Source organism: Thalassospira indica (genome assembly GCF_003403095.1).
Taxonomy (GTDB): domain Bacteria; phylum Pseudomonadota; class Alphaproteobacteria; order Rhodospirillales; family Thalassospiraceae; genus Thalassospira; species Thalassospira indica.
The window spans coordinates 3,769,366-3,793,733 of the sequence record NZ_CP031555.1; the positions used below are offsets into that span (position 1 = coordinate 3,769,366).

At 54.3% G+C, this 24,368-nt stretch carries 23 protein-coding genes and 1 pseudogene; 13 read left to right on the forward strand and 11 right to left on the reverse strand.

Going from position 1 to position 24,368, the window contains the following annotated elements; all coding sequences use genetic code 11:
* Nucleotides 1–63 precede the first annotated feature (63 nt).
* On the forward strand, nucleotides 64–720 hold the full coding sequence (locus DY252_RS17725) for a LysE family translocator (protein WP_064788907.1): 657 nt from the start codon (nucleotides 64–66) through the stop codon (nucleotides 718–720).
* A 15-nt stretch (nucleotides 721–735) separates the two neighbouring features.
* On the opposite strand, the gene DY252_RS17730 is transcribed toward DY252_RS17725, so the two are convergent.
* The 3 genes from DY252_RS17730 to DY252_RS17740 all read right to left on the reverse strand — a co-directional run bounded on the left by DY252_RS17730 (nucleotide 736) and on the right by DY252_RS17740 (nucleotide 3,917).
* Entirely contained in the window at nucleotides 736–2,067 is a 1,332-nt protein-coding gene (locus DY252_RS17730; RefSeq protein WP_064788908.1) for an MFS transporter, read from the reverse strand.
* A 167-nt stretch (nucleotides 2,068–2,234) separates the two neighbouring features.
* Nucleotides 2,235–2,951 carry a hypothetical protein gene (locus DY252_RS17735; protein ID WP_064788909.1) on the reverse strand — a complete coding sequence of 239 codons (717 nt, stop codon included), beginning with the start codon at nucleotides 2,949–2,951 and terminating at the stop codon, nucleotides 2,235–2,237.
* A gap of 24 nt (nucleotides 2,952–2,975) precedes the next feature.
* On the reverse strand, nucleotides 2,976–3,917 hold the full coding sequence (locus DY252_RS17740) for an aldo/keto reductase (protein WP_064788910.1): 942 nt from the start codon (nucleotides 3,915–3,917) through the stop codon (nucleotides 2,976–2,978).
* 208 nt (nucleotides 3,918–4,125) lie between these two features.
* Between DY252_RS17740 and DY252_RS17745 the strand changes: the two genes are divergently transcribed.
* Nucleotides 4,126–4,500, forward strand: coding sequence for a MerR family transcriptional regulator (locus tag DY252_RS17745; protein ID WP_064788911.1), 375 nt, complete (start codon nucleotides 4,126–4,128; stop codon nucleotides 4,498–4,500).
* Nucleotides 4,497–4,889, forward strand: a complete 393-nt coding sequence (locus DY252_RS17750) for a carboxymuconolactone decarboxylase family protein (RefSeq protein ID WP_064788912.1) — start codon at nucleotides 4,497–4,499, stop codon at nucleotides 4,887–4,889. The genes DY252_RS17745 and DY252_RS17750 overlap by 4 nt, the downstream gene beginning before the upstream one ends.
* A gap of 71 nt (nucleotides 4,890–4,960) precedes the next feature.
* Here the strand turns inward: DY252_RS17750 and cysS are convergent, their stop codons facing one another.
* The 3 genes from cysS to DY252_RS17765 all read right to left on the reverse strand — a co-directional run bounded on the left by cysS (nucleotide 4,961) and on the right by DY252_RS17765 (nucleotide 9,448).
* Complete coding sequence (gene cysS / locus DY252_RS17755; protein ID WP_064788913.1) at nucleotides 4,961–6,337, reverse strand: cysteine--tRNA ligase; 1,377 nt, start codon at nucleotides 6,335–6,337, stop codon at nucleotides 4,961–4,963.
* A gap of 67 nt (nucleotides 6,338–6,404) precedes the next feature.
* The gene (gene gltX, locus DY252_RS17760; RefSeq protein ID WP_064789062.1) at nucleotides 6,405–7,757 is read right to left on the reverse strand and encodes a glutamate--tRNA ligase; all 1,353 of its coding nucleotides are present in this window, start codon (nucleotides 7,755–7,757) and stop codon (nucleotides 6,405–6,407) included.
* A gap of 14 nt (nucleotides 7,758–7,771) precedes the next feature.
* Nucleotides 7,772–9,448, reverse strand: coding sequence for an NAD+ synthase (locus DY252_RS17765; protein ID WP_064789063.1), 1,677 nt, complete (start codon nucleotides 9,446–9,448; stop codon nucleotides 7,772–7,774).
* A gap of 259 nt (nucleotides 9,449–9,707) precedes the next feature.
* Between DY252_RS17765 and DY252_RS17770 the strand changes: the two genes are divergently transcribed.
* The 3 genes from DY252_RS17770 to DY252_RS17780 are packed head-to-tail and all read left to right on the forward strand — an operon-like array spanning nucleotide 9,708 to nucleotide 12,011.
* Nucleotides 9,708–10,052, forward strand: a complete 345-nt coding sequence (locus DY252_RS17770; RefSeq protein ID WP_082923480.1) for a YbjQ family protein — start codon at nucleotides 9,708–9,710, stop codon at nucleotides 10,050–10,052.
* 18 nt (nucleotides 10,053–10,070) lie between these two features.
* Nucleotides 10,071–11,432 carry a M48 family metallopeptidase gene (locus tag DY252_RS17775; RefSeq protein WP_064788914.1) on the forward strand — a complete coding sequence of 454 codons (1,362 nt, stop codon included), beginning with the start codon at nucleotides 10,071–10,073 and terminating at the stop codon, nucleotides 11,430–11,432.
* A 3-nt stretch (nucleotides 11,433–11,435) separates the two neighbouring features.
* On the forward strand, nucleotides 11,436–12,011 hold the full coding sequence (locus tag DY252_RS17780; protein ID WP_064788915.1) for a hypothetical protein: 576 nt from the start codon (nucleotides 11,436–11,438) through the stop codon (nucleotides 12,009–12,011).
* A 94-nt stretch (nucleotides 12,012–12,105) separates the two neighbouring features.
* On the opposite strand, the gene DY252_RS17785 is transcribed toward DY252_RS17780, so the two are convergent.
* The 3 genes and pseudogenes from DY252_RS17785 to DY252_RS17795 all read right to left on the reverse strand — a co-directional run bounded on the left by DY252_RS17785 (nucleotide 12,106) and on the right by DY252_RS17795 (nucleotide 14,919).
* The gene (locus DY252_RS17785) at nucleotides 12,106–12,591 is read right to left on the reverse strand and encodes a hypothetical protein (protein ID WP_064788916.1); all 486 of its coding nucleotides are present in this window, start codon (nucleotides 12,589–12,591) and stop codon (nucleotides 12,106–12,108) included.
* Between the two features lie 247 nt (nucleotides 12,592–12,838).
* Nucleotides 12,839–14,224, reverse strand: coding sequence for a class II 3-deoxy-7-phosphoheptulonate synthase (locus DY252_RS17790; RefSeq protein ID WP_064788917.1), 1,386 nt, complete (start codon nucleotides 14,222–14,224; stop codon nucleotides 12,839–12,841).
* A 307-nt stretch (nucleotides 14,225–14,531) separates the two neighbouring features.
* Nucleotides 14,532–14,919, reverse strand: a pseudogene (locus DY252_RS17795) (GFA family protein).
* Between the two features lie 120 nt (nucleotides 14,920–15,039).
* On the opposite strand from DY252_RS17795, the gene DY252_RS17800 reads away from it, so the two are divergent.
* Together DY252_RS17800 and DY252_RS17805 are read left to right on the forward strand one after the other, a co-directional pair.
* On the forward strand, nucleotides 15,040–15,786 hold the full coding sequence (locus tag DY252_RS17800) for a sulfite exporter TauE/SafE family protein (RefSeq protein WP_064788919.1): 747 nt from the start codon (nucleotides 15,040–15,042) through the stop codon (nucleotides 15,784–15,786).
* 66 nt (nucleotides 15,787–15,852) lie between these two features.
* A complete protein-coding gene (locus tag DY252_RS17805; RefSeq protein ID WP_064788920.1) occupies nucleotides 15,853–16,419 on the forward strand; it encodes an IMPACT family protein in 567 nt (188 codons plus the stop codon).
* Between the two features lie 5 nt (nucleotides 16,420–16,424).
* On the opposite strand, the gene gntR is transcribed toward DY252_RS17805, so the two are convergent.
* Nucleotides 16,425–17,462, reverse strand: coding sequence for an HTH-type transcriptional regulator GntR (gntR, locus tag DY252_RS17810; protein ID WP_064788921.1), 1,038 nt, complete (start codon nucleotides 17,460–17,462; stop codon nucleotides 16,425–16,427).
* A 182-nt stretch (nucleotides 17,463–17,644) separates the two neighbouring features.
* Here gntR and DY252_RS17815 point away from each other — a divergent pair, with 182 nt between their 5' ends.
* The 5 genes from DY252_RS17815 (at nucleotide 17,645) to DY252_RS17835 (ending at nucleotide 22,506) form a co-directional block, all read left to right on the forward strand.
* Nucleotides 17,645–18,232, forward strand: coding sequence for a gluconokinase (locus DY252_RS17815; protein ID WP_064788922.1), 588 nt, complete (start codon nucleotides 17,645–17,647; stop codon nucleotides 18,230–18,232).
* A gap of 21 nt (nucleotides 18,233–18,253) precedes the next feature.
* A complete protein-coding gene (locus DY252_RS17820) occupies nucleotides 18,254–19,282 on the forward strand; it encodes a TRAP transporter substrate-binding protein (RefSeq protein WP_064788923.1) in 1,029 nt (342 codons plus the stop codon).
* Nucleotides 19,283–19,437: 155 nt separating this feature from the next.
* Nucleotides 19,438–20,040, forward strand: coding sequence for a TRAP transporter small permease subunit (locus DY252_RS17825; RefSeq protein ID WP_064788924.1), 603 nt, complete (start codon nucleotides 19,438–19,440; stop codon nucleotides 20,038–20,040).
* A gap of 73 nt (nucleotides 20,041–20,113) precedes the next feature.
* Nucleotides 20,114–21,421, forward strand: coding sequence for a TRAP transporter large permease (locus DY252_RS17830; protein WP_008891577.1), 1,308 nt, complete (start codon nucleotides 20,114–20,116; stop codon nucleotides 21,419–21,421).
* 338 nt (nucleotides 21,422–21,759) lie between these two features.
* Nucleotides 21,760–22,506: a hypothetical protein gene (locus DY252_RS17835; RefSeq protein ID WP_064788925.1), complete on the forward strand. Its 747-nt coding sequence runs from the start codon at nucleotides 21,760–21,762 to the stop codon at nucleotides 22,504–22,506.
* Between the two features lie 360 nt (nucleotides 22,507–22,866).
* Here DY252_RS17835 and gor read toward each other — a convergent pair whose 3' ends face one another.
* Nucleotides 22,867–24,228, reverse strand: coding sequence for a glutathione-disulfide reductase (gene gor, locus DY252_RS17840; RefSeq protein ID WP_064788926.1), 1,362 nt, complete (start codon nucleotides 24,226–24,228; stop codon nucleotides 22,867–22,869).
* Nucleotides 24,229–24,368 lie beyond the last annotated feature (140 nt).

The window sequence follows — 24,368 nt, forward strand, 5'->3', positions numbered from 1 at the left end:
GGCCCTCGACAGAACTCAAATACCGATCTAGGCTGATCTTGCCACCACACAAGGAAACGCCCCATGATCAGCCTTGCCGAGTTTGGGCAATATCTGCCCGGAATATTGCTGTCTTATGCTGCGTTGCTTGTCGGGCTCATCAGCCCCGGCCCTGCCCTTTTGGGCTTGATGGGCGTGTCGCTTGATCAGGGCCGCCGTGCCGGGCAACATTTTGCCCTTGGCATTGGAACCGGATCGTTTTCGATCGGTCTTCTGACCCTGACTGGGCTGTCGGCTGTTTTGGCGACTTATGCTGATGCGATGACGGCCATCCGGATTTTTGGCGGGCTTTATTTGCTGTGGATGTCCTATCGGGCGTTTCGTACGGCATTTCGCAAACCACCCACCACATCAGACATCGCTGACGCCGTTGATACCCGAAAGATATCCGGACGCGGTTATTACTTTCGCGGATTAGGACTTCACTTGACCAATCCCAAAGCCATCCTGACCTGGATTGCCATCATTTCAATCGGCTTTCATGAAGGTGCCCCGCTTTGGGTTGGGGCTGCGATTGTGATTGGCTGCGGTCTGATTTCCACCAGCATCCATTTGCTTTATGCCACCGCCTTTTCCACCGCCCCGGCGATTTCGATTTATCGCCGTGCAGCCGGATGGATCAACGGATTGCTTGGTGTGTTCTTTGCCGCCGTTGGGCTACGGTTACTGATCAACCGCTAAGCTGTCAGCGAAAGGCTATGCCTTGGGCGTCTTGTCTTCTGCAGCCTCGGCCTTTTCTGCTTCAGCTTCCTCAGCGGCTGCTTCTTCGGCAGCAGCCTCTTCTGCGGCGGCCTCGGCCTGCTCGGCCGCCCATACCCCGGCAGTTTCAACCGCCATGGGGGATGCCGTCGGCAGAACGCTGACATAGCTTTCGGTTTCTTCAACCGGCAGGGCTTCACGACGCGTCATGCGATAAAGCGCATAAAGCGCAATCACCGCAAAGGTCCCGGCAAGCACCAGCCAGAACGACTGCGGGCCAAGATGTTCCATCGACCAACCGGCAATCAACGGGCCAAGAATTGCACCCACCCCGAAGGTCAGAACAAGACCACCTGATGCGGCAGGCATTTCTTCGAGTGACAGGAAATCATTGGTGTAGGCCAGAAACAGCGCGTAAAGCGGCGTGGTCATGCCGCCTGCGACAAAGGCAGCACACATCATAAAGACCAACTGGTTACCTGATAGCCAGCCAAGCATACAGGCCGACATGGCAACTGCCGCCGCACCAAAAATCAGCTTGCGACGATCCATGCGGTCCGACAACCAGCCAATCGGATATTGGAATACCAACGCACCGGCAAACAGCATCGCGACAAAGGTCGCGATCTGCACGGTCGTCATTTCGATCTGGGTGCCATAAACCGCCGCCATACCGGTCTGGGTGGCATACACACAGCCCAGCAGGAAGATGCCCACGGTACTGAGCGGCGATCCGGCAAACAGTTCCTTAAGCCCCATCGGACGGGCGGCCTCGGTCACTGGCACGGACGAGGCCGACAGCAGGATAGGCGCAAAGGAAATCGAGACCAGAATGGACGCAACAATAAACAGGGCCGAGTTCGCAGCATCGCCAAGCGTCAAAAGCCCCTGCGCGCCGATAATGCCAAGCGTCTGGGCAATCATATAAGCCGACAGAACCTTGCCGCGGGTTTCGTTGGTCGAGGCATCATTAAGCCAGCTTTCCGCCGTGACATAAATCCCCGACATGCAAAAGCCCAAGATTACGCGCAAAGCCGTCCATGCCCATGGCTCGGCAATCAGCGGAAAGGCAATCAACCCAGCGGAGGTAAAACTTCCGAGTGCAGCAAAGACGCGCACATGGCCCACCCGCTTGATCATGCGCGGTGTGATGCGCGCGCCTGACAGGAAACCGGCAAAGTAACCCGATGTGACAATCGCCAGTTCGGCCGAGGAAAAACCTTCAATCCCGCCGCGCAAACCGATCAGGGTGAAATGCATGCCATTGCCCAGCATGATCAGGACAACTCCAATAAGAAGTGCCCAGACACTGGTTAAAACCTGGATCATGAATCGCCCTTTCGCACTTTGGGGATTACCGGACTGTCTGTGAGCTCAGCGCGCCTTGGTCTGATGTCGTGTTGGTTCAGACAAATGACAAGTCTCAGCGAAAAGTACGAAACCACTGATCACATTCAGTTTCCAGACTTTTTTCGGTATGAAGGGGATTTTTTGACCTAAGCAGCCGGGTCTCTGATCTCTGCCTCGGTCAGGCGTTTGGAGGTGACCCCGTTTTTAAGATCAAGCCAGCCGCAAAAAACAGTCACCCAGACGGCGACTAGCATCAAGTACGCGACATACTGATCCATCACCCAAAGCGTGCCGGCGGACATCACACACCACGCCAAGGGAACCGGCAACAAAACCCACCGCCAGGTCCCGCGCGACAGCAAAACAAAACCCAACGTGCCAAGCGCTGTTGGATCGGCGGCACTGCCAAAAATTTCGGCCTGCACCAAGTCGCGCCCTTCAATCAGGCCAATAAACGGATAGACAAGCAGCGCAAAGGCAACCAGAGACGCCCCGACATAACACGACAAATCCCCGCGCCAGCCAAAACGAAGCGGCAACGGACGCGCAGCAAAGATGGCGAACAAAACTACCTGCAGGGCAAAGGCCGGGAGCAGATAGGGCACCGCCCAATTGATCGGCCGATAATATTGCCAAAGGAAGCCATAGCCCGACCAGGCCCAGACCAGCGCCAACAACACCAGAATAACCCGGTTGCCGCGAAAACCGTGACGCAGGGCAAGGCCCGATGCGGTCAACCCGGCAATCAGCGCACTGGCAACCACCAGCCACCAGGTGGTGTTCATGGTTTCAAACAGCCGGAAATAGACACGCGGCGAAAACAGCAACAGGTCTGCCAGTCCGTAATCCCACCATTCAGTCATGCTGTTTGCCCCCAATTGCCTTGATCACACCAGAACGCCAATGACGGCGGCGATCTGTTCGCGCATTTTTTCATCGGGCAATGGCCCTGTTGCGGCCGCCATGTTTTCCGCCGCATGGGCCGGTTTGGTGGTGGCCGGGATCGGACACGTCACCGCTGGATGGGCGATCAGATATTTCAAAATCAACTGCGCCCAGCTCTTGGCTTCAAGTTCGGCGGCAAATTCCGGCAAGGGTTGGCCTTCCAGACGTTCAGTCAGGCTGCCGCCACGAAACGGCCGGTTCACAATCACCGCAATCCCGCGATCATATGCCAGTGGCAAAAGATAATCCTCAACCTTGCGGTCAATCGGGTTATAGGTCACCTGCACGAAATCAAGCCGTTCGTTCTTCATCACCGCGATCAGGTCTTCGGTACGTCGCCCGTGCGAGGTTGTCACACCGACATGGCGCAACTGCCCTTCGTCCTTCATCCGAAACAGAAGCGGCAGGTTTTCATTGATGCCCAGCAGGTTATGGACCTGCAAAAGGTCAAACTGCTCGACCTTCCACCGATCTGATGTCTCGGCGATCTGTTCGGCACCATCGCCTGCGGTCCAGACCTTGTCGGTCGAAAACACACGATCGCGCGCACCAAGTTTATCAAGCCCGTAGCCAATCACATCCTGGGCGGAGCCATACATCGGCGAACTGTCAATCATGCGCCCACCGGCATCGAAGAACGCCGACATCACATCCGCGCACTGATTACGCAGCTCAATGTCTTGGCCGACATTGAACGTGATCCAGCTTCCGAGCCCGACAGCGGGGATTTCTTCACCGGTTGAGGGGATTTGCTTTTGCAGTATTTCTGATGCGCGCGCATCGGAGCTTCCCTGCGCCCAGGCCGGCATACCCGACGCCAACAGGCCAAGCGCCCCTAATGAGGCAGAAGCCTTCAGAAACCCTCGACGGTCAAATTCAGACATGGCTTAGAGCACCTTTTCGTTGCTTCGGACCAATCTTCAAACATGATCCATCAAGATTTGGGCAGAATTCTGCCCTACCGCAACCTTAGGTACTTCCAAGCCTTTCTCGCCAAATCACAAGGCTTTGCAAAATACTGCTTGACCTAGAGTGCGCTCCAGCTCTTAGCCTGATGCAGCATTGAATAACTTCAACACAAAGGTGCCCGTCATGATGATTGGCGAAGTGGCAGACAAAAGCGGTTTTTCCATCGACACCCTTCGATATTACGAAAAGATCGGCCTTCTACCAAATGCAGACCGCGACCCCGGCGGACGTAGGTTCTATGACCGCGATATTTTGCGCTGGCTCGACTTTCTTGGTCGGCTCAGGGATCTCGGGATGCCAATTCGCGACCGGGTGCTATATGCCCGGCTGCGCGCCGAGGGTGACAGTACGATCGAAGCCCGCAGGTCCTTGCTTCAAACCTATCGCGACGAGCTTGCAACCCGTATCGCAAGTCTGACCGAAACGCTTGATGTCCTGGATGCCAAAATTGCCAGTTACGACACGACGGGTGCGCCATTAAAGGACCCTAAAAAATGACCGAAACCAAATCCGCCCTGGAAGCTGGTCGCAAAATCGTGGCCATTCTGAACCCGGACCTTGAAGGCCAACTGTCAGAAAAATACGACGGTCTGGTATCTGACTTTGCAGAAACACTGGTTGAATGGGGTTATGGGCGTCATTATGCACGCCCGGGACTTGATCTTAAAACCCGGCAACTTTGCACGATTTCGGCCCTGACCGTGCTCGGTGGTCAAACCGCCCCGCAGCTCAAGATAAATATTCGCCACACCCTGGCAGCAGGTGCCACCCGTACGGAAGTTATTGAGGCCATCTGGCAAATGGCCGTTTATGGCGGCCTTCCAGCCGCAATCAATGGCCTGAATGCGGCACAAGAACTGTTTGATGAAATGGATCAGGCCGCCTGATTATCCGACTATCAACGAAAAAGGCCGCAGCGATACCTGCGGCCTTTTATCATTTTCGTGGCGGCTGGACGTTAAACGCGCTTCCAGCTGGTCCCATCCTTGAAGTCTTCAAGGATGATGCCGCGTGCCAGAAGGTCATCACGGATTTTGTCCGCCGTTGCGAAATCCTTGTTCTTCTTGGCATCTGCGCGCTTTGCGATCAGCCCATCGATCTCGGCCGCCTCGTCTTCATCGGCCGATCCGGTAAACCAGGCTTCGGGATCCGCTTCAAGAATGCCCAAAAGCTTGGCCGCGGCAAGGATTTCACCCTTGGCCTCAGCCCGTTCGAACTTCTTTTCCGCCTTGTTGAACTTGGTCACCAGGTTATGGAATTCCGAAATCGCAAGCGGTGTATTGAGGTCATCACACAGCGCATCCAGAACCGCACGCGGTACCGGCATTTCTTCCGGTGTCACATCGCGACTTTGACGAAGCGCGGTATAGAACCGATCCAGCGCCTCTTTGGCCTGACGCAGGTTTTCTTCTGTCCAGTTGATCGGCTGATGATAATGGGTTCCCATCATCGCCAGACGGATCGCCTCACCCGGCCATTTTTCAAGCAGCTCATGCACGGTGACGAAGTTGCCCAATGACTTGGACATCTTTTCGCCTTCGACCATCAGATGCCCGTTATGCATCCAGTATTTGGCGTAGCTGGAACCCTTGTTCGCGCAGCAGCTTTGCGCCAGTTCGTTTTCATGGTGCGGGAACACCAGATCCGAACCACCGCCATGGATGTCAAAATTCTCGCCCAGATAACGCGTCGACATGGCAGAGCATTCAATATGCCACCCCGGACGGCCCCGGCCCCACGGGCTATCCCATCCCGGAATGTCATCACTGGATGGTTTCCACAGAACAAAGTCTGCCGGATCTTTTTTATAGGGTGCAACTTCAACACGTGCACCGGCGATCATTTCCTTGCGATCACGGCGCGACAGCTTGCCATAGTCATCATACGCCTCGACCGAGAACAGCACATGGCCCTCGGCGGCATAGGCAAAGCCCTGCTCGATCAGGCTTTCGCACATGGCGATCATTTCAGCGATATGTTCGGTCGCGCGCGGTTCGATATCGGGCTTGGCGGCATTAAGCGCGCCCATATCTTCCAGATAGGCCTGATGGGTGCGCTTGGTGATTTCCGAAATCGGCTCGCCGCTTTCCTTCGCGCGCGCGTTGATCTTGTCATCAACGTCCGTGACATTCCGCACATAGGTCACCTTGGGATAGATATGGCGCAGCACGCGCACCAGCGTATCAAACACCACCACCGGGCGGGCATTGCCGACATGGGCATAGTCATAGACCGTCGGGCCGCAGACATAGAGGCGCACGTGATCGGGATCAATCGGCGCGAACACCTGCTTTTCGCGGGTGAGCGTATCAGAGATGCGAAGGGTTTTGGTCATTTCAAACGTCCGTTTGGCTGTGTTATCGGGTCAAATGCGTGCATTTTCCGGCGATCAAAGCAGATGCCTAGACCGCCTTCCCACACAACCGGTCACGCGCCTTTTCAGACCCGATCAGAACCAGCATCGTCGACATTTCCGGACCATGTTCGCGCGCGGTCAACGCCTTGCGTAGCGGCATGAAAAGCTGTTTGCCCTTGCGTCCGGTTTCATCCTTAAGGGCTGTGGTCCAGGTTTTCCAGCTGGTGCCATCAAGTTCACCTTCGGGCAGCATTTCGGCGGCCTTTTTCAGGAACTCGGCATCCTCGGCATCGATTTCGGGAATGACGTTTTTGTGGATCACATCCCACCATTCCAGTGCCTCGGCCACGCGCCAGCAATTGCCGCGCACCGCATTCCAGAACATCTCGTCGGCATCTGCCATGCCAGCCGCTTCAAGCTTTGGCTTGGCGGCCTCAAACGACATTTCGTGAATGACTTTTTCATTGAGGCTTGCCAGTTCGGCCGGATCAAATTTCGGCGTGGAGCGGCCGTAGTGATCCAGATCGAATTTCTCAAGCACCTGCGAAAGGTTCGCCGGCTCAATTTTGTCCGACGCGCCAAGGCCGGTCAGAAGGCCAACAAGCGCCTCGACCTCAAACCCGTCATTGCGCAGTTCGCGCAATGAAAGGCTGCCCAGACGTTTGGAAAGCTGCGAGCCACCCGGCCCCGCCAAAAGCGGCATATGGGCAAATTCAAGCGCACCCGGTTTTCCACCAAGCGCCAGATACAGCAATATCTGCGACACGGTGTTGGTCACATGGTCTTCTCCGCGGATGATATGGGTAACACCCATTTCAAGGTCATCCACCACCGAGCCCAGCATATAAAGCAACGACCCATCTTCACGGATCAGGACCGGGTCAGACACATGTTCGGTATCAAACGAGCAGATCCCGCGCGTCAGGTCATCCCATTCGACCATGCCGTCGGTCAGAAGGAAACGCCAATGCGGCTTGCGGCCTTCGGCCTCAAGGGCCGCAATTTCTTCATCAGACAGCGTCAATGCCTTGCGGTCATAGATGAAGGGCTGGTGACGCTGGCGGGCAGCCTTGCGTTTCCAGTTGAGCTCGCCCTCGGTCTCGTAGCACGGATAAAGCAATTCGCGCTTCTTCAGGTCATCAATCGCCGCATCATATTTATCCTGACGCAGGCTTTGACGTTCTTCCTGATCCCAGTCGATGCCAAGCCAGGTCAGATCTTCACGGATCGCATCGACATATTCGTCTTTGGAGCGTACCGGATCGGTATCGTCAAAGCGCAGGATGAATTTCCCGCCTGATTTACGGGCATAAAGCCAGTTCATCAGCGCCACACGGGCGTTACCGACGTGAAGAAGCCCGGTCGGGCTGGGGGCAAATCGCAGAACAGGTTTTGTCATTTCAAACTTTTCAATCACGTAACAAGGTTCGTGAAACCATTGGTAATCGGATAGCGACGGTCACGGCCAAAGGCACGCGGGGTAATCTTGACCCCCGGGGGTGCCTGGCGGCGTTTATATTCCGCCCGATCCAGCAACCGCCAGACCCGGCGTACTGTTGCCTCATCGTGACCGCTATCCACGATATCGCGAATAGATCGCTCACCTTCAATCATCTGATGCAGGATATCATCCAAAACATCATAAGGCGGCAGACTATCTTCGTCTTTCTGATCCGGGCGAAGCTCGGCCGATGGCGGCTTGGTGATAATCCGTTCCGGGATCACCATGCCATCCGGGCCAACAGCCCCGACCGGTTTGTGTTCATTGCGCCAGTGGCACAGGTTAAACACGGTCGTTTTATAAAGGTCCTTCAGAACCGAATAGCCACCACACATATCGCCATAAAGCGTGGCATAGCCGACCGACATTTCCGACTTGTTGCCGGTGGTCAGGACCATGTGGCCAAACTTGTTTGAAAGCCCCATCAGGATAATCCCGCGCGAACGGGCCTGAATGTTTTCTTCGGTAATGTCGGCATCGCGGCCTTCAAAGGCGGGGGCAAGCATCTGCTCGAACGCGGCCATCGCTGGGCCAATATTGATGCTTTCAATACCGGTCTTGAGCATGCCTGCGCAAAGCTCTGCATCTTCAAGGCTCTCCGCCGAAGTGTAAGGCGATGGCATCATCACCAGACGCACGCGATCAGAGCCGAGTGCATCCACGGCAACCGCGGCCGAAAGCGCACTGTCGATCCCGCCTGACATGCCGATCACAACACCGGGGAAACCGTTCTTGTTCACATAATCGCGCAGGCCCAGAACCAGCGCCTGATAGATCGCATCAAACCCGGTGGGATAGCCAACCTTTGGCGCGTCATCCGCGCAACGCCATTGACCGTTTTCATCCTGTTGCCAGGTGGTCAGCACCACATCCTCGGCAAAGGCAGGCAGGGCAACCGCAAGCGATCCATCACCGTTCAGGCCGAAAGATCCACCGTCAAACACCAGCTCGTCCTGACCGCCGACTTCGTTGCAATAAATCATCGGCTTGCCGCTTTCGCGCACCCGATCCTCGATCAGCTTACGGCGCAAATCATCCTTGTCGGCTTCAAACGGTGACCCGTTCGGCACAAGGAAGATTTCTGCCCCCGCGTTCGCCAGATGGGCAACGACGTGCGGCGTCCAGACATCTTCGCAGATCGGTACACCAAGCTTGACGCCCTTGAATGAAATCGGGGTCGGCATCGGACCTGCGGCAAAGACGCGCTTTTCATCAAACACGCCATAATTGGGCAAATCATTCTTGGCGCGCACATCAACGATCTTGCCCTGATCAATCAGCAACACCGCATTATGGCGCGTGCCATCGACTTCCCATGGGGAGGTCAACAGCAAGGCCGGACCATCTTTACGTTTGGCCGTGTGTTCGCAAATGAATTCGACCGCGTCATGCAGATGGCGCATGAAGGCCGGCTTCATTACCAGATCTTCTGGCGGATATCCAGACAGAACCAGCTCAGAATAAAGGACGATTTCCGCGCCCTTTTCGGCCGCAGTTTCCCAGGCAGCCACAACCTTGTCCCGGTTCCCGGTGACATCACCGACAATCGGGTTAAGCTGGGCAATCGCAATGGCAAGCTTCTTTGTCATGATGTTGGAATAGGATCGCCCCCGCGCGCTGTCAATTGCGGAATGCGCAATATCCCATGTTTCAGACAAGATCACCATTCTTGCATGGCAGAAATGCAAAGCTTTGAAACCTGCAAGTACGCTGTCTTTCAGCGTGATTTTATTCTTATCAACGACTTAGCGTGTTGATAATGACTTGCAAAACCGGCTTCATCCCGATCTATTGCACCCGACCGTGAAAACACGGCAATAAACACAAATTAAAATACGAGCAAACAACATGACCCACAGCCCCAATGCGGCCGCCGAAATGGCGGCGGTAACCATTTCCCATATTCCAGGCCGCGAAATCACTGAAAACCTTGGCATTGTCTTTGGCAGTTCCGTGCGCAGCCGCAACTTCCTTTTTGATATTTTTGCGATGCTGAAAAACCTGTTCGGGGGTGAAGTACGTTCCTACACCCGGCTTTTGGAAGATGCCCAGCAGGAAGCCACCAGCCGCCTGATTGCCCAAGCCCAAAAATTGGATGCCGACGCAGTTGTGGATGTGCATTTCGCAACGTCGCAGGTGGCCTACAAGGCGGCTGAGATTTTCGCATACGGCACAGCCATACGACTGAAATAACAGGGCAGGCACAATATCATGGAAGATCTGTTTCTTCCGGGAATTGCCCTGACCATCCTGATCGGAATCGCTTATATAACCGGCCGCTTGGCCGATGGGGCACATGAACGCGCGCTCAGACGCGACGAAGCATTGTTGCCCCATCAATATCTTGATTCCGGGGATGCAGTTCCCGATGACATCACGTTGCATGACAGCAAACTGGTGACCGGCAAGGTCGTCATTGCCGAAGACCGTTTTCGCAATCTTTTGGCCCGCCTGCGCATTTTCGTCGGCGGTCGACTGGCCGCACACGAAGCCACCGTCACAAGGGCCAAGCGCGAGGCGATCTTGCGGCTTCGCACCAATGCCAAGGGTGCAAGCCACATTATCGGTCTGCGATTTGATTCTGCCGAACTTGGACGCGGCATGATCGAGGTGATCGTTTCCGGCACCGCCCTTTACACCGATCATCGCCCGACGGGCGGTCGGCCATCTGCCCTTCCCGATGACGGGGTGAATATTTCCCATCGCAATCTTCTGGCCGAATTTGCGTCGGGCAGTATCGCGTTCCTGCTGATTTGCTGGGGGATTTATACGGCAAGCGGTCTGGCGGTTGAATGGGCGGCAAACAGCATTTCGGTTCAGGAAGAAGTTGCCATCTGGTCGGAGCTTGAACCCGGACTGATCGCAGAACATCGCGAAGATTATGAACGCAGCCTGCCGGAACGCTATCTTCTCGGTCTGGTCAATTCCATCCCCAAGGAGGCCATTGGCCCGGCAAAGGATTATGACTTTGACGTTCTGATCATCCCCGATGACAGTCCAAATGCCGCGGCACTGCCCGGTGGCCTGATGCTCGTTCATACCGGAATGCTTGAACTGGTGGATACCGAGAACGAGCTGCTGTCGATCCTTGGCCATGAAATCGGTCATTATAACGGGCGCGATCACCTTGAAGGCATTGGCCGCGAGGTCGTTGGTGTCGCACTTTCGGCCATGATGTTTCAGACCGATGCGGTTCTGACCACCTGGGCGGCAAGCTGGCCGAAACTTCTGGCAGATCGGGACTATTCCCGAAGTCAGGAACTTGATGCCGATGACTGGAGCCTGCGTATCCTCATGGCCAAATACGGCCATGTCGCAGAAGCATCCACCACCTTTGCAAAGCTGGGGCAGCTTCAAGGCGACCGCAGTTTGCTCGATTATCTTTCAACCCATCCGCATCCACGTGACCGGGTGGAACGGCTTGAGGATATGGCACGCGAACAGGGTCTTCCCATCGGAGAACCGGTTGATCTTCAAGTCGCCTTTGAGAATTTTCTGGTGCGGACCGGTGAAATCCCGGCAAGCGCGCTCGAAGACCGCCACCAATTCAATCTTACCAATACAGGACACTAGCCCATGCGCGGACTTTTCGCCCCGTTTCGCTTTCTGAGCGTAAGTGGCCAGCCCAATACCGAGTTCTGGCTCACCCAGTGCATCATTCTGGCATCAACCGTTCTGGGTGTGTATCTGGCAAGTTTTGCCGGTTTTGAAATTGCCGTCGACTTCGACCGTTACCAAAGCACGTCTGATGTCTATAACCTCGAACGATCGCTTGAAGCGGAGTTTGTCGATAATATTGAAAAGGTCGAAACCTGGATTGCCGACTATCCCGAAGGCCCGATGACCTGGCATGCGGCAAACCTCGCCCCGCGCGAACGCCACAAGCTTGACGATATGGTTTGGGAAACCATGCGCTATTCCCAGCGTACATTTGAAGTCGATCCGGCAATTATCACCGGTGTACGTCGATTTTATTCCGATATCGAAGCGCAGATGACGATCATGTTCATGCAGCAAAATGCCAACGGCATGGCAAAACATGCGCTTAAAAACATGCAGGAAATTGCCGCTACCGCCCGTGCCGATGTCTTGCCGCTGTTGCAGTCCGAAATTCAGCGTCTTGATGGTGAACTCGCCAAAATGACGGATTGATCGCGACTAACTCGTCCACCAGACCAAAAACAAAACCGGGGCTGTTTGCAGTCCCGGTTTTTTTGTGTCCGCATGCGACAAAGGTCGGCACAGATTAAAGTGCGAGGGCTGTGTCGATCTCGTCCTGGCTCATGGTTTTGGCCGAACCGTGGATAATGCCACTGGCGACATCCATGAATTTCTGAAGCGAGGTGGTAACGGCACTCGCCGTCGCACGCAACAGGTCTTCATCACCCGTCTCGATAATGGTTTCAAGCTGCGAAACCGCGTGTGCGACGATTGTATTGAGGTGCTCAATGGTTTCTTCGAACGGCCGACGGAATCTTGGCGGGACGTGCTCATAGGCCTCAATCGCCAGTTCCTTGTCGGAAAAGGCGCTGTCGCGGAAATGCTCCTGATAGCTTTTCGGCGCCCATTCCTTGCAGTCCTCGATCATGTCGGGCATGTCAGGCACCATTTCGAGAAGCATGACGATCTCGTTGAAATGGTTCAGATAGTCGGTCGCCAAAAGCGTGGTCGAGGAAATGTTGGTTCCCTCCACCTTCTTTTGCCATGCGCTGAATTCAGCGTCGTCCATCATGCCCGTTGCGACCCCTCGCCCTTAATCGTCTGTCAGGAACACCCTGCAATTACCCATACTTAAGAATATTTACTGGCCATTGGTAGATGTTTTTTATGAATTCATGCCGATTGCGCAACAAAATTTTCTGAAATCTAATTTAGGAAACGCATTCTGCGAACATTCCGGACAAATAACCGGATAAATAAAAGGTGCCCGGCAGATCGCCGGGCACCTTTGTGATCAAGATATATCGCGAAAGATCAAATCAAGCAGAAGCAGCCATCTGTTCTGCGCGCACGCTGTCGCGTTCTTTTTTGATCATTTCCGCCATCAGGAAGGCAAGCTCAAGCGCCTGTCCACCATTGAGACGCGGGTCGCAATGGGTGTGGTAACGATCTGAAAGCGCATCTTCGGTAACTTCGCGTGCACCACCGATGCATTCGGTAACATCCGTACCGGTCATTTCGAAATGAACGCCACCGGCATGGGTGCCTTCGGCCTTGTGCACGTCAAAGAAGTTTTTGACTTCCGAAAGGATTGCGTCGAACGGACGGGTTTTATATCCGCTTGATGCCTTGATCGTGTTGCCATGCATCGGATCGCAGGACCAGACGACCTTGCGGCCCTCGGCCTTAACACGCTTGACCAGACGCGGCAGGTTATCAAACACATTGTCCGCGCCCATACGCGCGATCAGGGTCAGACGGCCAGCTTCGTTTTGCGGGTTCAGGATGTCGATCAGACGGATCAGGTCATCTTCATCCATGCTCGGACCGCATTTCATGCCGATCGGGTTTTTAACCCCGCGCAGGAATTCAACATGGGCATGGTCGGCCTGACGGGTACGATCCCCGATCCACAGCATATGGGCAGAGCAATCATACCATTCACCAGTCAGGCTGTCCTGACGGGTAAGTGCCTGTTCATACCCCAGCAGAAGTGCCTCGTGCGAGGTATAGAAATCGGTTTCACGCAGCTGCGGTGCGCTTTCAGCCGTAATGCCACATGCTTCCATGAAGGCAACCGCCTCATCGATCTGGGTGGTCAGCTTGCTGTAACGTTCGCCCGCCGGGCTGCCATCCACAAATGACAGGTTCCAGCGATGGATCTTGGTCAAATCGGCAAAACCGCCCTGCGCAAAGGCACGCAGCAGGTTGAGTGTCGCTGCTGACTGGTTATAGGCACGGATTTGGCGCTGCGGGTCCGGAAAACGGGCGTCCTCGGTAAACTCGATACCGTTGACCACATCCCCGCGATAGCTTGGCAGTTCGACACCATCAATGGTTTCGGTGTCAGATGAGCGCGGCTTGGCGAACTGGCCGGCCATACGGCCCACCTTGACCACCGGGCATGCCGCGCCATAGGTCAAAACGACCGCCATCTGCAGCATCACCTTGAAGGTGTCGCGAATGTTGTTCGGGTGGAATTCCTTAAAGCTTTCGGCACAGTCGCCGCCCTGCAGCAGGAAGGCCTTACCTTCTGCAACTTCACCAAGCTTTTCCTTGAGCGCGCGTGCCTCGCCAGCAAACACCAAAGGAGGATAGCTGCCGAGCTCTTGCTCTACGGCCTTTAAGGCCTGTGCATCAGGATAAGTCGGCACCTGCTTGATCGGCAGGTTACGCCAGCTTTCAATGCTCCAGCTCTTGCTCATTTGCTTCCTCTCAATCCGGCATGTTCATCATCATGCCGCCATTATAGCACATATTGTTTTATCTGGCGGAATTCCGCCTACTTGCCCGGTGATTTGGCCGGGCCAGACTTGATACGGGTTTTGCCAACGCATTTCCACCCCTTCTGGACATTCGGCAGGCATTTTTCAGCAATTTTTTACCAAACGTTCAAAATTTGGCGCAAAATTCCACTCAAAACCTGTGATTTATCAAGGGGAGATACAGCGTGATCAAATACTCACCACCATCAGATATGTGCGAATCCGGTTTTGCGCAGCCTCTGTGCCATCAAATTTCCGGATCTTCATCAAAAACCGCGACACCTTCGGGAATAATCACACCCTTTAATTTCCGCTTGGCCCAAATATGCATCGCACGACTTAGGTCCGGCTGAATATCAAGTGACCCGCCTTTTACACTGACGGGCTCGTCCCCCTTGAGGTCACCGTGGAATAGGCGCGTCCCACAATCTGGACAGAAATGGCACAACATTTTCCCGCCATCCGATGTCGGACGGGTCCATCTTTTAACCGTGCCCCGGGTGATCTTGATATGCGCCGGCGCGACAATGGCAGACATAGACCTGTGATGACGGCACAGACAGCACGTATCTGACAGCGCCACACTGACAGCCACCGGTCAATGACTGCGCTTGATTTTGGGTCGATACGCTCACACGAGCCTCCAGAACATCAATTGGGACGGCAAGCTTTTGCGTTCAACGGCCGCCATTTTCTTGCACCATCAAGACTTTAGCGACACACTGCCCGCCCGTCGACTTTAACATGGACGCTCCATGACCCCTGAAACGATTGCTGTCATTGCCTGTGCCTATTTCGTGGCAGCCTTCGTTAAAGGTGCGACGGGATTGGGGTTTTCGACCTCCGCATTGCCGATCCTTGCACTTGGCGTCGGGCTTAAGACCGGCATGCCGCTCGTGATCATTCCATCACTTGTCAGCAATTCAATCATCATGGCTCAGGCGGGTCACTTTCGTGAAACGCTCAACCGGTTCTGGCCGATGTTTCTGGCAACCATTCCCGGCATTCTGATCGGGCTTGCCGTGCTTGAAATGGTCGACAGCATTCTGGCCGGGGCGGTTTTGGGACTGGTTTTGATGAATTACGGCGCGATCACCCTGTTTCGCCATGGCAAGCCGCTGTCAGACAAGGTCGCACGCGGACTTGCCCCAATTTCTGGCTTTGCCACCGGCCTGATTAACGGCATCACCGGATCGCAAGTCATGCCGGTTTTACCGTTCCTGCTTTCCATGCGGCTTGAGCCCAAAAAGTTTCTGCAGGCGATCAATATCTCGTTTAGTCTTTCAAGCATCGTCATGGCACTCGGCCTTGCGCGACTGGGACTGATGACGATTGAAACGCTGTGGATTTCGCTGGCCGGATTGGTGCCGGTGTATCTTGGCACCAAGCTGGGCACGCGCGTGCGTGATCGCATGGATGCAGAAACCTTCCGCAAGGTTGTTTTGATCATGCTGATCATTTTTGGCGTCATTCTGGTCGGCAAACTGTTTGCGACTTCGTAATAGAACAGCGACGCCGCTTGGTGTTGGCATCTGGCACAATTGTATCGTTTCTGCTAGCACACCATCATGAAAACCATCGCCCGCCCCGCCTTTGCTGAAACCGAAGAAAAGAAATCCCGTTTTCTGGCCGAACTCGTTTTTCACGATGATCTAGCCAAGCGGATTGATGAATTGCGCGCCCTTCACCCCAAGGCCAATCATCACGTAAACGCCTATCGGTATCTGAATGACGAAGGCCAGTTGATTGAACATGGCAAGGATGACGGCGAGCCATCCGGCACATCGGGCATCCCGTGCCTTAAGGTGCTTCAGGGGCGCGACCTGATCAATGTTGCGGTGATTGTGACCCGCTATTTCGGCGGCACGAAGCTTGGCACCGGCGGGTTGGTGCGGGCTTATAGCGGGGCAGCCAATGCAGTTTGCGATGTGGCCGAAATTATCGAATATATCCCGCAGGGCGAGGCAGAACTGTTTGCCGGATTTTCTGATGCCGGAACGCTGGAACAGGCCTGTGCCGAGGATGGCATTACCATTCTTGATCGTCAGTTTGATACGGATGGCACGCGCATTAAAATCACCGGGCCGCTTGAACGGCTCTCAGAACTAAGTGATCGCTTTCCCCTGCCGGCGTAAGTTCGTTAGCGCGTTTTGGACTTTGGCCGCATCGTACTTTCGCGGCACTGAAGTTCGAAACCGAGATCGATGATTTTTTGTTCGGGTGTTTCGCCGTCCAGAACCGCTTTGATCATTTGCACGGCCCGTTTGCCGATCTGATACCGGTCGGTTCGGATGGACGTCAGTGACGGGTAGCTTGCCGCCATCATTTCAAGATCATTAAAACCGATGATCCCCATTTCGTCGGGGACCGAGATACCGGCCTTTTGACAGCCAAATAGCGCGCCAAGCGCCATGTCATCATTGTTGCAAAACACAGCATCAAGGTCCGGTCGACGTTTGCGCAACTGTTCGATCAAATGCCCGCCAAGCGAGACACTTGAGGAATCGGTTGTTGTCATCATCAGGTCCGGGTCGTATCGCCCGCCAGAGCGCAAGGCTTCCTTGAAGCCTTCCATACGACGGTGCGAGCGCGGATCCATGCGTGCGCCGAGAAAACCGATGCGTTTGTAGCCCTTTTGCACCAGATGCACCCCGGCGGCCCGCCCGCCTTCGAAATGCGAAAACCCGACCATCATGTCGATCGGGTCGTCACTGATATCCATGACCTGAACCACCGGACATTCGGCATTTTCAAGAAGTTCGCGGGTTGCATCGGTCTGATCAACCCCGGCCACAATCATGGCTGACGGACCCTGTCCCAGGAAGGTGCGCACAAGGCGTTCCTCATCCTTCGCAACATAGCGCGAGTTGCCAAGTTGCACCTGAAACGGCCCCTGATAGAGCTCGTCATAAATGGCACGCAGCGTATCGGCGAACACGTTGTTGGTCAGGGAGGGAACGATCACACCGATCACATTTGATCGCGTGGAGGCCAGCGCGCTGGCATGCGAATGGGGCACATAATTAAGCTTGCGCACCGCATCGTTGATTTTTCGTCGCAGGTGATCAGACACCTTTGACGGATCGCGCAACGCGCGTGAGACCGTAATGGTGCTGACGCCAGCCCGTTCGGCAACATCGGATATTGTTGGCCGTCCGGCCCCTTTGCGCTTCCTCATAACCTTACATTTATTACGTCTTTTCCAAACCGACAAGCACCTTGTGACGGTAAAGCAAACACCGGAAATTCGGCTGTTGACTCAATGTTAGCGCTAACATTATGTTAGCGCTAACATTATAACACAACAGGGCAGTCCAAGAGTAAAACCCGCCCTGAAAATCAGTGAGTGCATCGAATTCAATGAACCGGCAAACGCAGTATGTCGTTGTCATGGGTGTGAGCGGATCGGGCAAAACCGAGGTCGCGCGTCGTCTGGCAAGCATGACAGATACCATGTATCTGGACGCCGACGATCACCATCCAAGCACGAATGTAGAACACATGCGCCGTGGTCTTCCGCTCAATGACGACATGCGTTGGCCCTGGCTTGATGCGGTCGCAGAAGCGGCCCGCACGCAGGCTGGTTCCGTTGCAAGTTTAGAGGGAAGCGCAAAGTCCGGTCAGGCCATTTTCATCGCCTGTTCTGCGCTTAAACGTCGCTATCGCGATGTGTTGCGCACGCACCTCGACCCGATCACCTTTGTTTTTCTGGATGGCACGCGCGAAGTAATCCAGACCCGGCTTGAACGCCGCGTCGGTCATTTCATGCCGTCCGCACTTTTAGACAGCCAGTTTACAGCTCTCGAGCCGCCGGGGCCGGACGAGAATTGCGTGACTGTCTTTATCGATGCCCCGCTTGAAACTGTTGTTGCCACGGTCCTTGACCGACTGGCGGAGCGTGAAGACGGCAGTTTTTCCTTTGTCAAAGAGAATACTGCCGGAAAATAAGGCATTTTAGGGAGAAGACGAATGACCAAGACTCTTAAATCGCTTGCAGGTGCAGGCTTTATCGCAACCCTGATTGCAACGGCGCCGTTTGCCGCCAATGCACAGGAATTTACCCTCAAGATGCAGTCGAGCGATGCTGCTGGCGTGCCTAACTTTGAATTGGAACAGGAATGGGCCGAACGTGTCGGCGTCATGACCGGTGGCCGCGTTTCCGTGGAAATGCTGCCGGTTAACTCGATTGTCGAACATGCCGAAACCCAGGACGCAATTGCGGCTGGCATTCTTGACGGTCACATCACCGACACCAGCTATTTCACCGGTAAAGATCCGGCATTCGGCCTGATCGCCAACCCGGTTGGCGCATGGTCGGCACCGTCCGAAATGCTGCGCTTTGTTGAATATGGCGGCGGCAAGGAACTGATGAACAGCCTTCTGAACCCGCGTGGTTTGCAGTTCGTCGGTGCCGTTACCCCGGGCCTGGAAGCATTTGTTTCCTCTGTCCCGCTTGATGGCGTTGCCGATCTTAAAGGCCTGAAAATGCGTGCCCCGGAAGGCATGGTTCAGCAGGTATTTGCAGCAGCCGGTGCGTCGCCTGTGAACATTCCGCAGTCCGAAGTATTTACATCGCTTGATAAAAAAGTGATCGATGCTGCGGATGCGACCGTGTTCTCGACCAACCAGGCCATGGGTCTGCATGATGTTGCAAAACATCCGGTCTATCCTGGCTTCCACTCCATGCCGATGCTTGAAGTATCGATCAACAAAACCAAGTGGGATTCCATGCCTGCAGACCTTCAGGCGATCCTTGAAATGTCGGTCCGTGATCTGGCCCATGACATGGATGCCCGTCTTGCCATGAAAGACATGGAAGCTGTTGCAAAGGCCCGTTCTGAAGGTGGTGTCACCATCCACAACTGGTCGGCTGAAGAGCGTGCAAAATTCCGTCAGATTGCCACCAGCCAGTGGGAAAAAGTCGCGGCACGTTCCGAAGATGCGCAGCGTGTTTACGACACCCTTGTAGACTACCTTAAGTCACAGGGTATGATCTAAGACAGAACAGCTTTTTCGCCGGCAGCAACGCACCGTGTTGCTGCCGGCAAACTGCTGGGATACAATCCGGCTGGTTCCGTGATCCGAGACGTATCGGGACTGAAGGCCTCCCTCCTTGCCGGATTGTATTTCCTGTTGATGCAAGGAACGCAGAAATGTCTGACACCCCGCAACACTCACCGTTGCCCGAACTTCCCGAACTTGAAGAAAGCACCGATCAGGCAACTGAGGTGTCCGGTCTTCTGGGCCAGATGATTACGAAGGTTTCCAGCGTGTTCGCCATTGGATTTCTGCTTTCCATGGCGACGTTAATATATGAGATCGTGGCACGTCACGTTTTTGGCAGCCCGACCTTGTGGGCGCATGAAACCACGACCTTTATCTGTGCCGTCGGCTTTGTGTTTGGCGGCCTTTATTGTGCCGCGCGCGACAAGCATATTCGTGTTGTCCTGCTCTATGACATTGCCGGACCGAAAATGCGCAAGACGCTTGATATCTGCATTTCGCTGGTCTGCATGATCGCATCGGGCTTCTTTGCCTGGGCTGCCTGGCTGATGGTCGAACGTGCTGTCTTTACGCCCACCGGCGACATCCACCTTGAAACGACCGGCAGTGCGTTCAATGCACCGTATCCGGGCGTGCTTAAGGTATTTTTGTTGGTGGTCCTGATTGTATTGATGGTTCAGTTCCTGGTTCAGGCCTTCAACTATGCCCGCAAGGCACCAATCATGCCGGCATCCCACACTTCGACCGAATAATCTGCGCCTCGTGCCCAATCAATTGATGCGTCTTCGCACGGCCATGCCAAGCAGCGCAACAGGATACATTTAAATGTTTGATTTACAGTCCCTTGGCATCGAATTCGGCACACTTGCCATGTTTGTCATGCTGCTTGGTTTCCTTGTGACCGGCATGCCGTTGGCATTTGTCACGCTGCTGATTGCCTTGATCTTTACCCTTGGCTGGTTTGGCCCGATGGCGGTGCCGCTGATCACAAGCCGGGTCTATTCATTCGTTTCATCCTTTGTTTTCGTCTCGGTGCCGATGTTCGTCCTGATGGCGGCCATCCTTGACCGATCCGGTATTGCGCGCGATTTGTTTGATGCCATGCGCCTGTTTGGCGGACGCCTTAAAGGCGGCGTTGCGGTTCAAACGATCTTTGTTGCGGTGATCCTGGCTGCCATGAGCGGCATCATCGGTGGCGAGATTGTTCTGCTGGGCCTGATCGCCCTGCCCCAGATGCTGCGTCAGGGCTATGACAAGAACCTTGCCATCGGGGTTGTCTGTGCTGGCGGGTCGCTGGGCACCATGGTGCCACCTTCGATTGTTTTGATCATTTATGGCCTGACCGCGAACGTATCAATTGGTGATCTGTTCACCTCGGCCTTTTTGCCGGGCTTCATGCTGGCGGGCTTCTATGTCGCCTATGTGCTGTTCCGATCTTACACCGGCAACAACATCGCCCCGCCGCCGCAGACCGAAAAAATCCCGCGCGAAGAAAAGATCCGCCTGCTCAAGGGCCTTTTCCTGCCCATTCTGGTCGTGTTCTGTGTTCTGGGGTCGATCTATGGTGGCATCGCATCCGTGACCGAGGCATCGGCCGTCGGTGTGGCCGGTGTGATCGCCTCGACTGTTCTGCGGCGTGAATTTTCGCTTCCGATGCTTAAGGCGGCGGCACTTCAAACGCTTTCGACCTGCGGCATGATTGTCTGGATCGGCATCGGTGCATCGGCCCTTGTCGGCGTATTCAACCTGATGGGCGGGATCAAGTTTGTCTCAACCCTGATCACCGGCATTTCCGATGATCCGACCATCATCATCCTGTTCATGATGCTCATCCTGTTTGTGCTGGGCATGTTCCTTGACTGGGTCGGTATTGCGCTTCTGACCATGCCGATCTTTGTGCCGATCGTCAAAGAGCTTGGCTATGACCCGGTCTGGTTTGGCGTGCTGTTTGCGATGAACATGCAGGTAAGCTTCCTGTCGCCGCCATTCGGGCCTGCGGCCTTTTACCTGAAATCGGTCGCGCCACCCGACATATCGCTTGGCGATATCTTCAAGTCGCTTCTGCCGTTTATCTGCTTGCAGATTTTGGCCGTCGCACTTCTGATCATCTTCCCGGGCCTTGCCGGGGGCTAATCTGGCTCCCCAAAAAATAATTAACAAGGGTCGCCCTCGGGCGGCCTTTTTTTTTGGAGTCCACCAACCCAGCTTAAACACTGCGACCACCAACTTTTTTAAACTTCCAACAACACCGATAAACTTATCATCAAACGCACCCCTCAAACTAAAAACAAACAAACTGTATAAACTGCTGTTTTAATTGACTTATTTCTAAAAATTAATTCGTTAACGCGTTAACGAATTAACTCCAACACTAAGAATACTTTCTGCCAATAAAGTTTTTACCTTGGCATCTCTTGACTAAGCGCACAAAACCCGGCAAACTCGACGCAGAACAACTCGGGAACATAGTCATGCCAGATGAACCGAAGAAAAAAAGCCCTCGCTCCCCCTCCTTGAACTTGGAGGATGCGCTCACCAAAGCCATTCAGCTCTACGAGGCCAATCATTTGCACCCAGTTGCAAATGATGTCGCCGCACAAAGCATGGGCTACGCTGGAGCAAACAACGGCGCCTCTCTTTCGACACTGGCTGCATTAAAATACTATGGGCTTGTCGATAGAGTCGGAAATGGCAAATTAGCCGCAAGCAAAGACCTGGAAACATTCCAATATGCTCCCAACTCTTCGGAAAGAACGAAAATCCTGCGAAAGTGGTTGTTTAACCCAAAGGTTTTTGAGGATATTCACAACAAGTACAAAGGGCAGCTGCCATCGGATGCCGCGATTAAGTATGACTTAATCCAAATGGGCTTCATCCCAGATAAGGCCGAAATCTGCCTAAAGACCTATAAGTCGTCCCTCGAGTTCGTCAACAGTCAAGCTCCTGAAAGTGACGAATCATACTTGGAAGACGAAGACCATTCGCAGAACATATCGGAAATCAAAGAAGAACCCGCAAACAAAAGCAGGCAACTACCCGAACCTACTCACAGTCAGGTGCGACAGCACCCGAAAGATGATACCGACAGAATACCCGTAAGATTACAGGGTGGGCGAAAGGCTTGGCTAGAAATCCCGACGCCGTTCTTCAAGAACGACAAACAACAACTAGTTAAGCAAATAGAACTGCTCATTACTGATGACGATGACGGCATCTAATAGAAAACTGCCCTGTAGCAAAGAATGCTACAGGGCAGAAACAATCCTCCAAAGGCAATGGATTTACCTTAAATTGGGAGGGCCGGGAAGGACCCAGCATGTTTTATTGCATCACCTTAAACGTGCAGCAAAGCGGTCTCCGGTGTCAAGAAAATCCAGAAAAGATGGAGATTATCAATGGTTAAACCCAGTGATGTTCCGCCTCCGGGGTACCGCGTAGTGTTCAGCATGTACGTGACGAACCGCTATACCGGACAGCGTATCTACAACAAGAACGGGAAGCCATTCCGCTTCTTCGTCAAAGACGACTAACCAAAAGGAAGGGTGGTATCACGTGATACCACCCTTACCAAAGCTCATTCAGTCGCTAACCGGGAAGCGCATGGTGACGAATTCTTCCGCCGCAGAAGGATGAACGGCAACCGTCTGATCGAACTGGGCCTTGGTTGCGCCCATGCGGACAGCAATGCCGATGCCCTGAATGATTTCAGCCGCATCCGGGCCGACCATATGCGCGCCAAGCACAACATCGGTGGTTTTGTCGACCACAAGTTTCATCAGCGTTTTTTCATCCCGGCCCGAAAGCGTATGGCGCATGGGCTTGAAGGTCGATTTATAGATTTCGATATCCTTGCCCTTATCGCGCGCTTCTTCCTCGGAAAGCCCGACGGTGCCAACCGGTGGCTGGCTAAACACTGCGGTCGGGATGGCCTGATAGGACATTGACCAAGGCTTGCCGCCATAAACGGTATCGGCAAAGGACATGCCTTCCTTGATCGCGACCGGGGTCAGTTGCACGTGATCGCGGACATCGCCAACGGCATAGATGTTTGGAACGCTGGTCTGCAAACCAGCATTGGTTTTGATCGCCCCGCGGTCGTTCAATTCCACCCCGGCCTGTTCAAGACCCAGACCATGGGTTTTCGGTTCACGCCCCGTGGCAAACATGATGGCATCGACTTCCTGATGACCACCGCCGGTCAGCGTCAGGCTGAGCGAGCCGTCGTCATTCTTTTCAATCGCCGTCACATTGGTATCCAGGCGCAGATCAATACCCTTTTTGACGATTTCGGCGGCCAGATGGTTGCGGATATCGTTATCAAAGCCGCGCAGGATCTGATCACCGCGATAGAACTGGATCACATTTGCGCCAAGACCGGCAAAGATACCGGCAAATTCAACGGCAATGTAACCGCCGCCAACAACGGCAATGCGTTCGGGCAGGTCTTCAAGGTGGAAGGCCTGATTGGATGAAATCGCATGTTCGATACCCGGAATATCGGGCATCACCGGCGTCCCACCCACCGCAATCAGAATGCGTTCGGCGGTCACTGTCTTGTCGCCGACTTCAAGGGTGTGGGCATCTTTCAGGACCGCACGGCTTTCAAACAGCTCGACATTCGATCCCTTCAAAAGGCTTTTATAGATGCCATTGAGACGATTGATCTCGGTATCCTTGTTTTCGATCAGGGTCTTCCAGCTAAAAGTCGGCTCGCCCGGAAGGGTCCAGCCATAGGCGGAGGCATCTTCGAAATCCTCGGCAAAGTGTGCGCCGTATACCAGCAGTTTTTTCGGCACACAGCCACGGATCACGCAGGTGCCGCCGACCTGGCTTTCTTCGGCGATGGCGACCTTGGCACCATATCCCGATGCCACGCGGGCAGCGCGCACACCACCCGAACCGGCACCAACAACAAACAAATCAAAATCATAGTCCGACATGCGGAAATTCCTGTTTTTGGTCAATTGACAACATGGCGCCAAATGTAGGGCGAATTTGCCAAGAGTCGAGGCAAAACACGGTAAACCGGGCGTAAAATCCGCGTGAAAGGGCCCCAGGGTGCCCGCAAAGGCGCAAGATG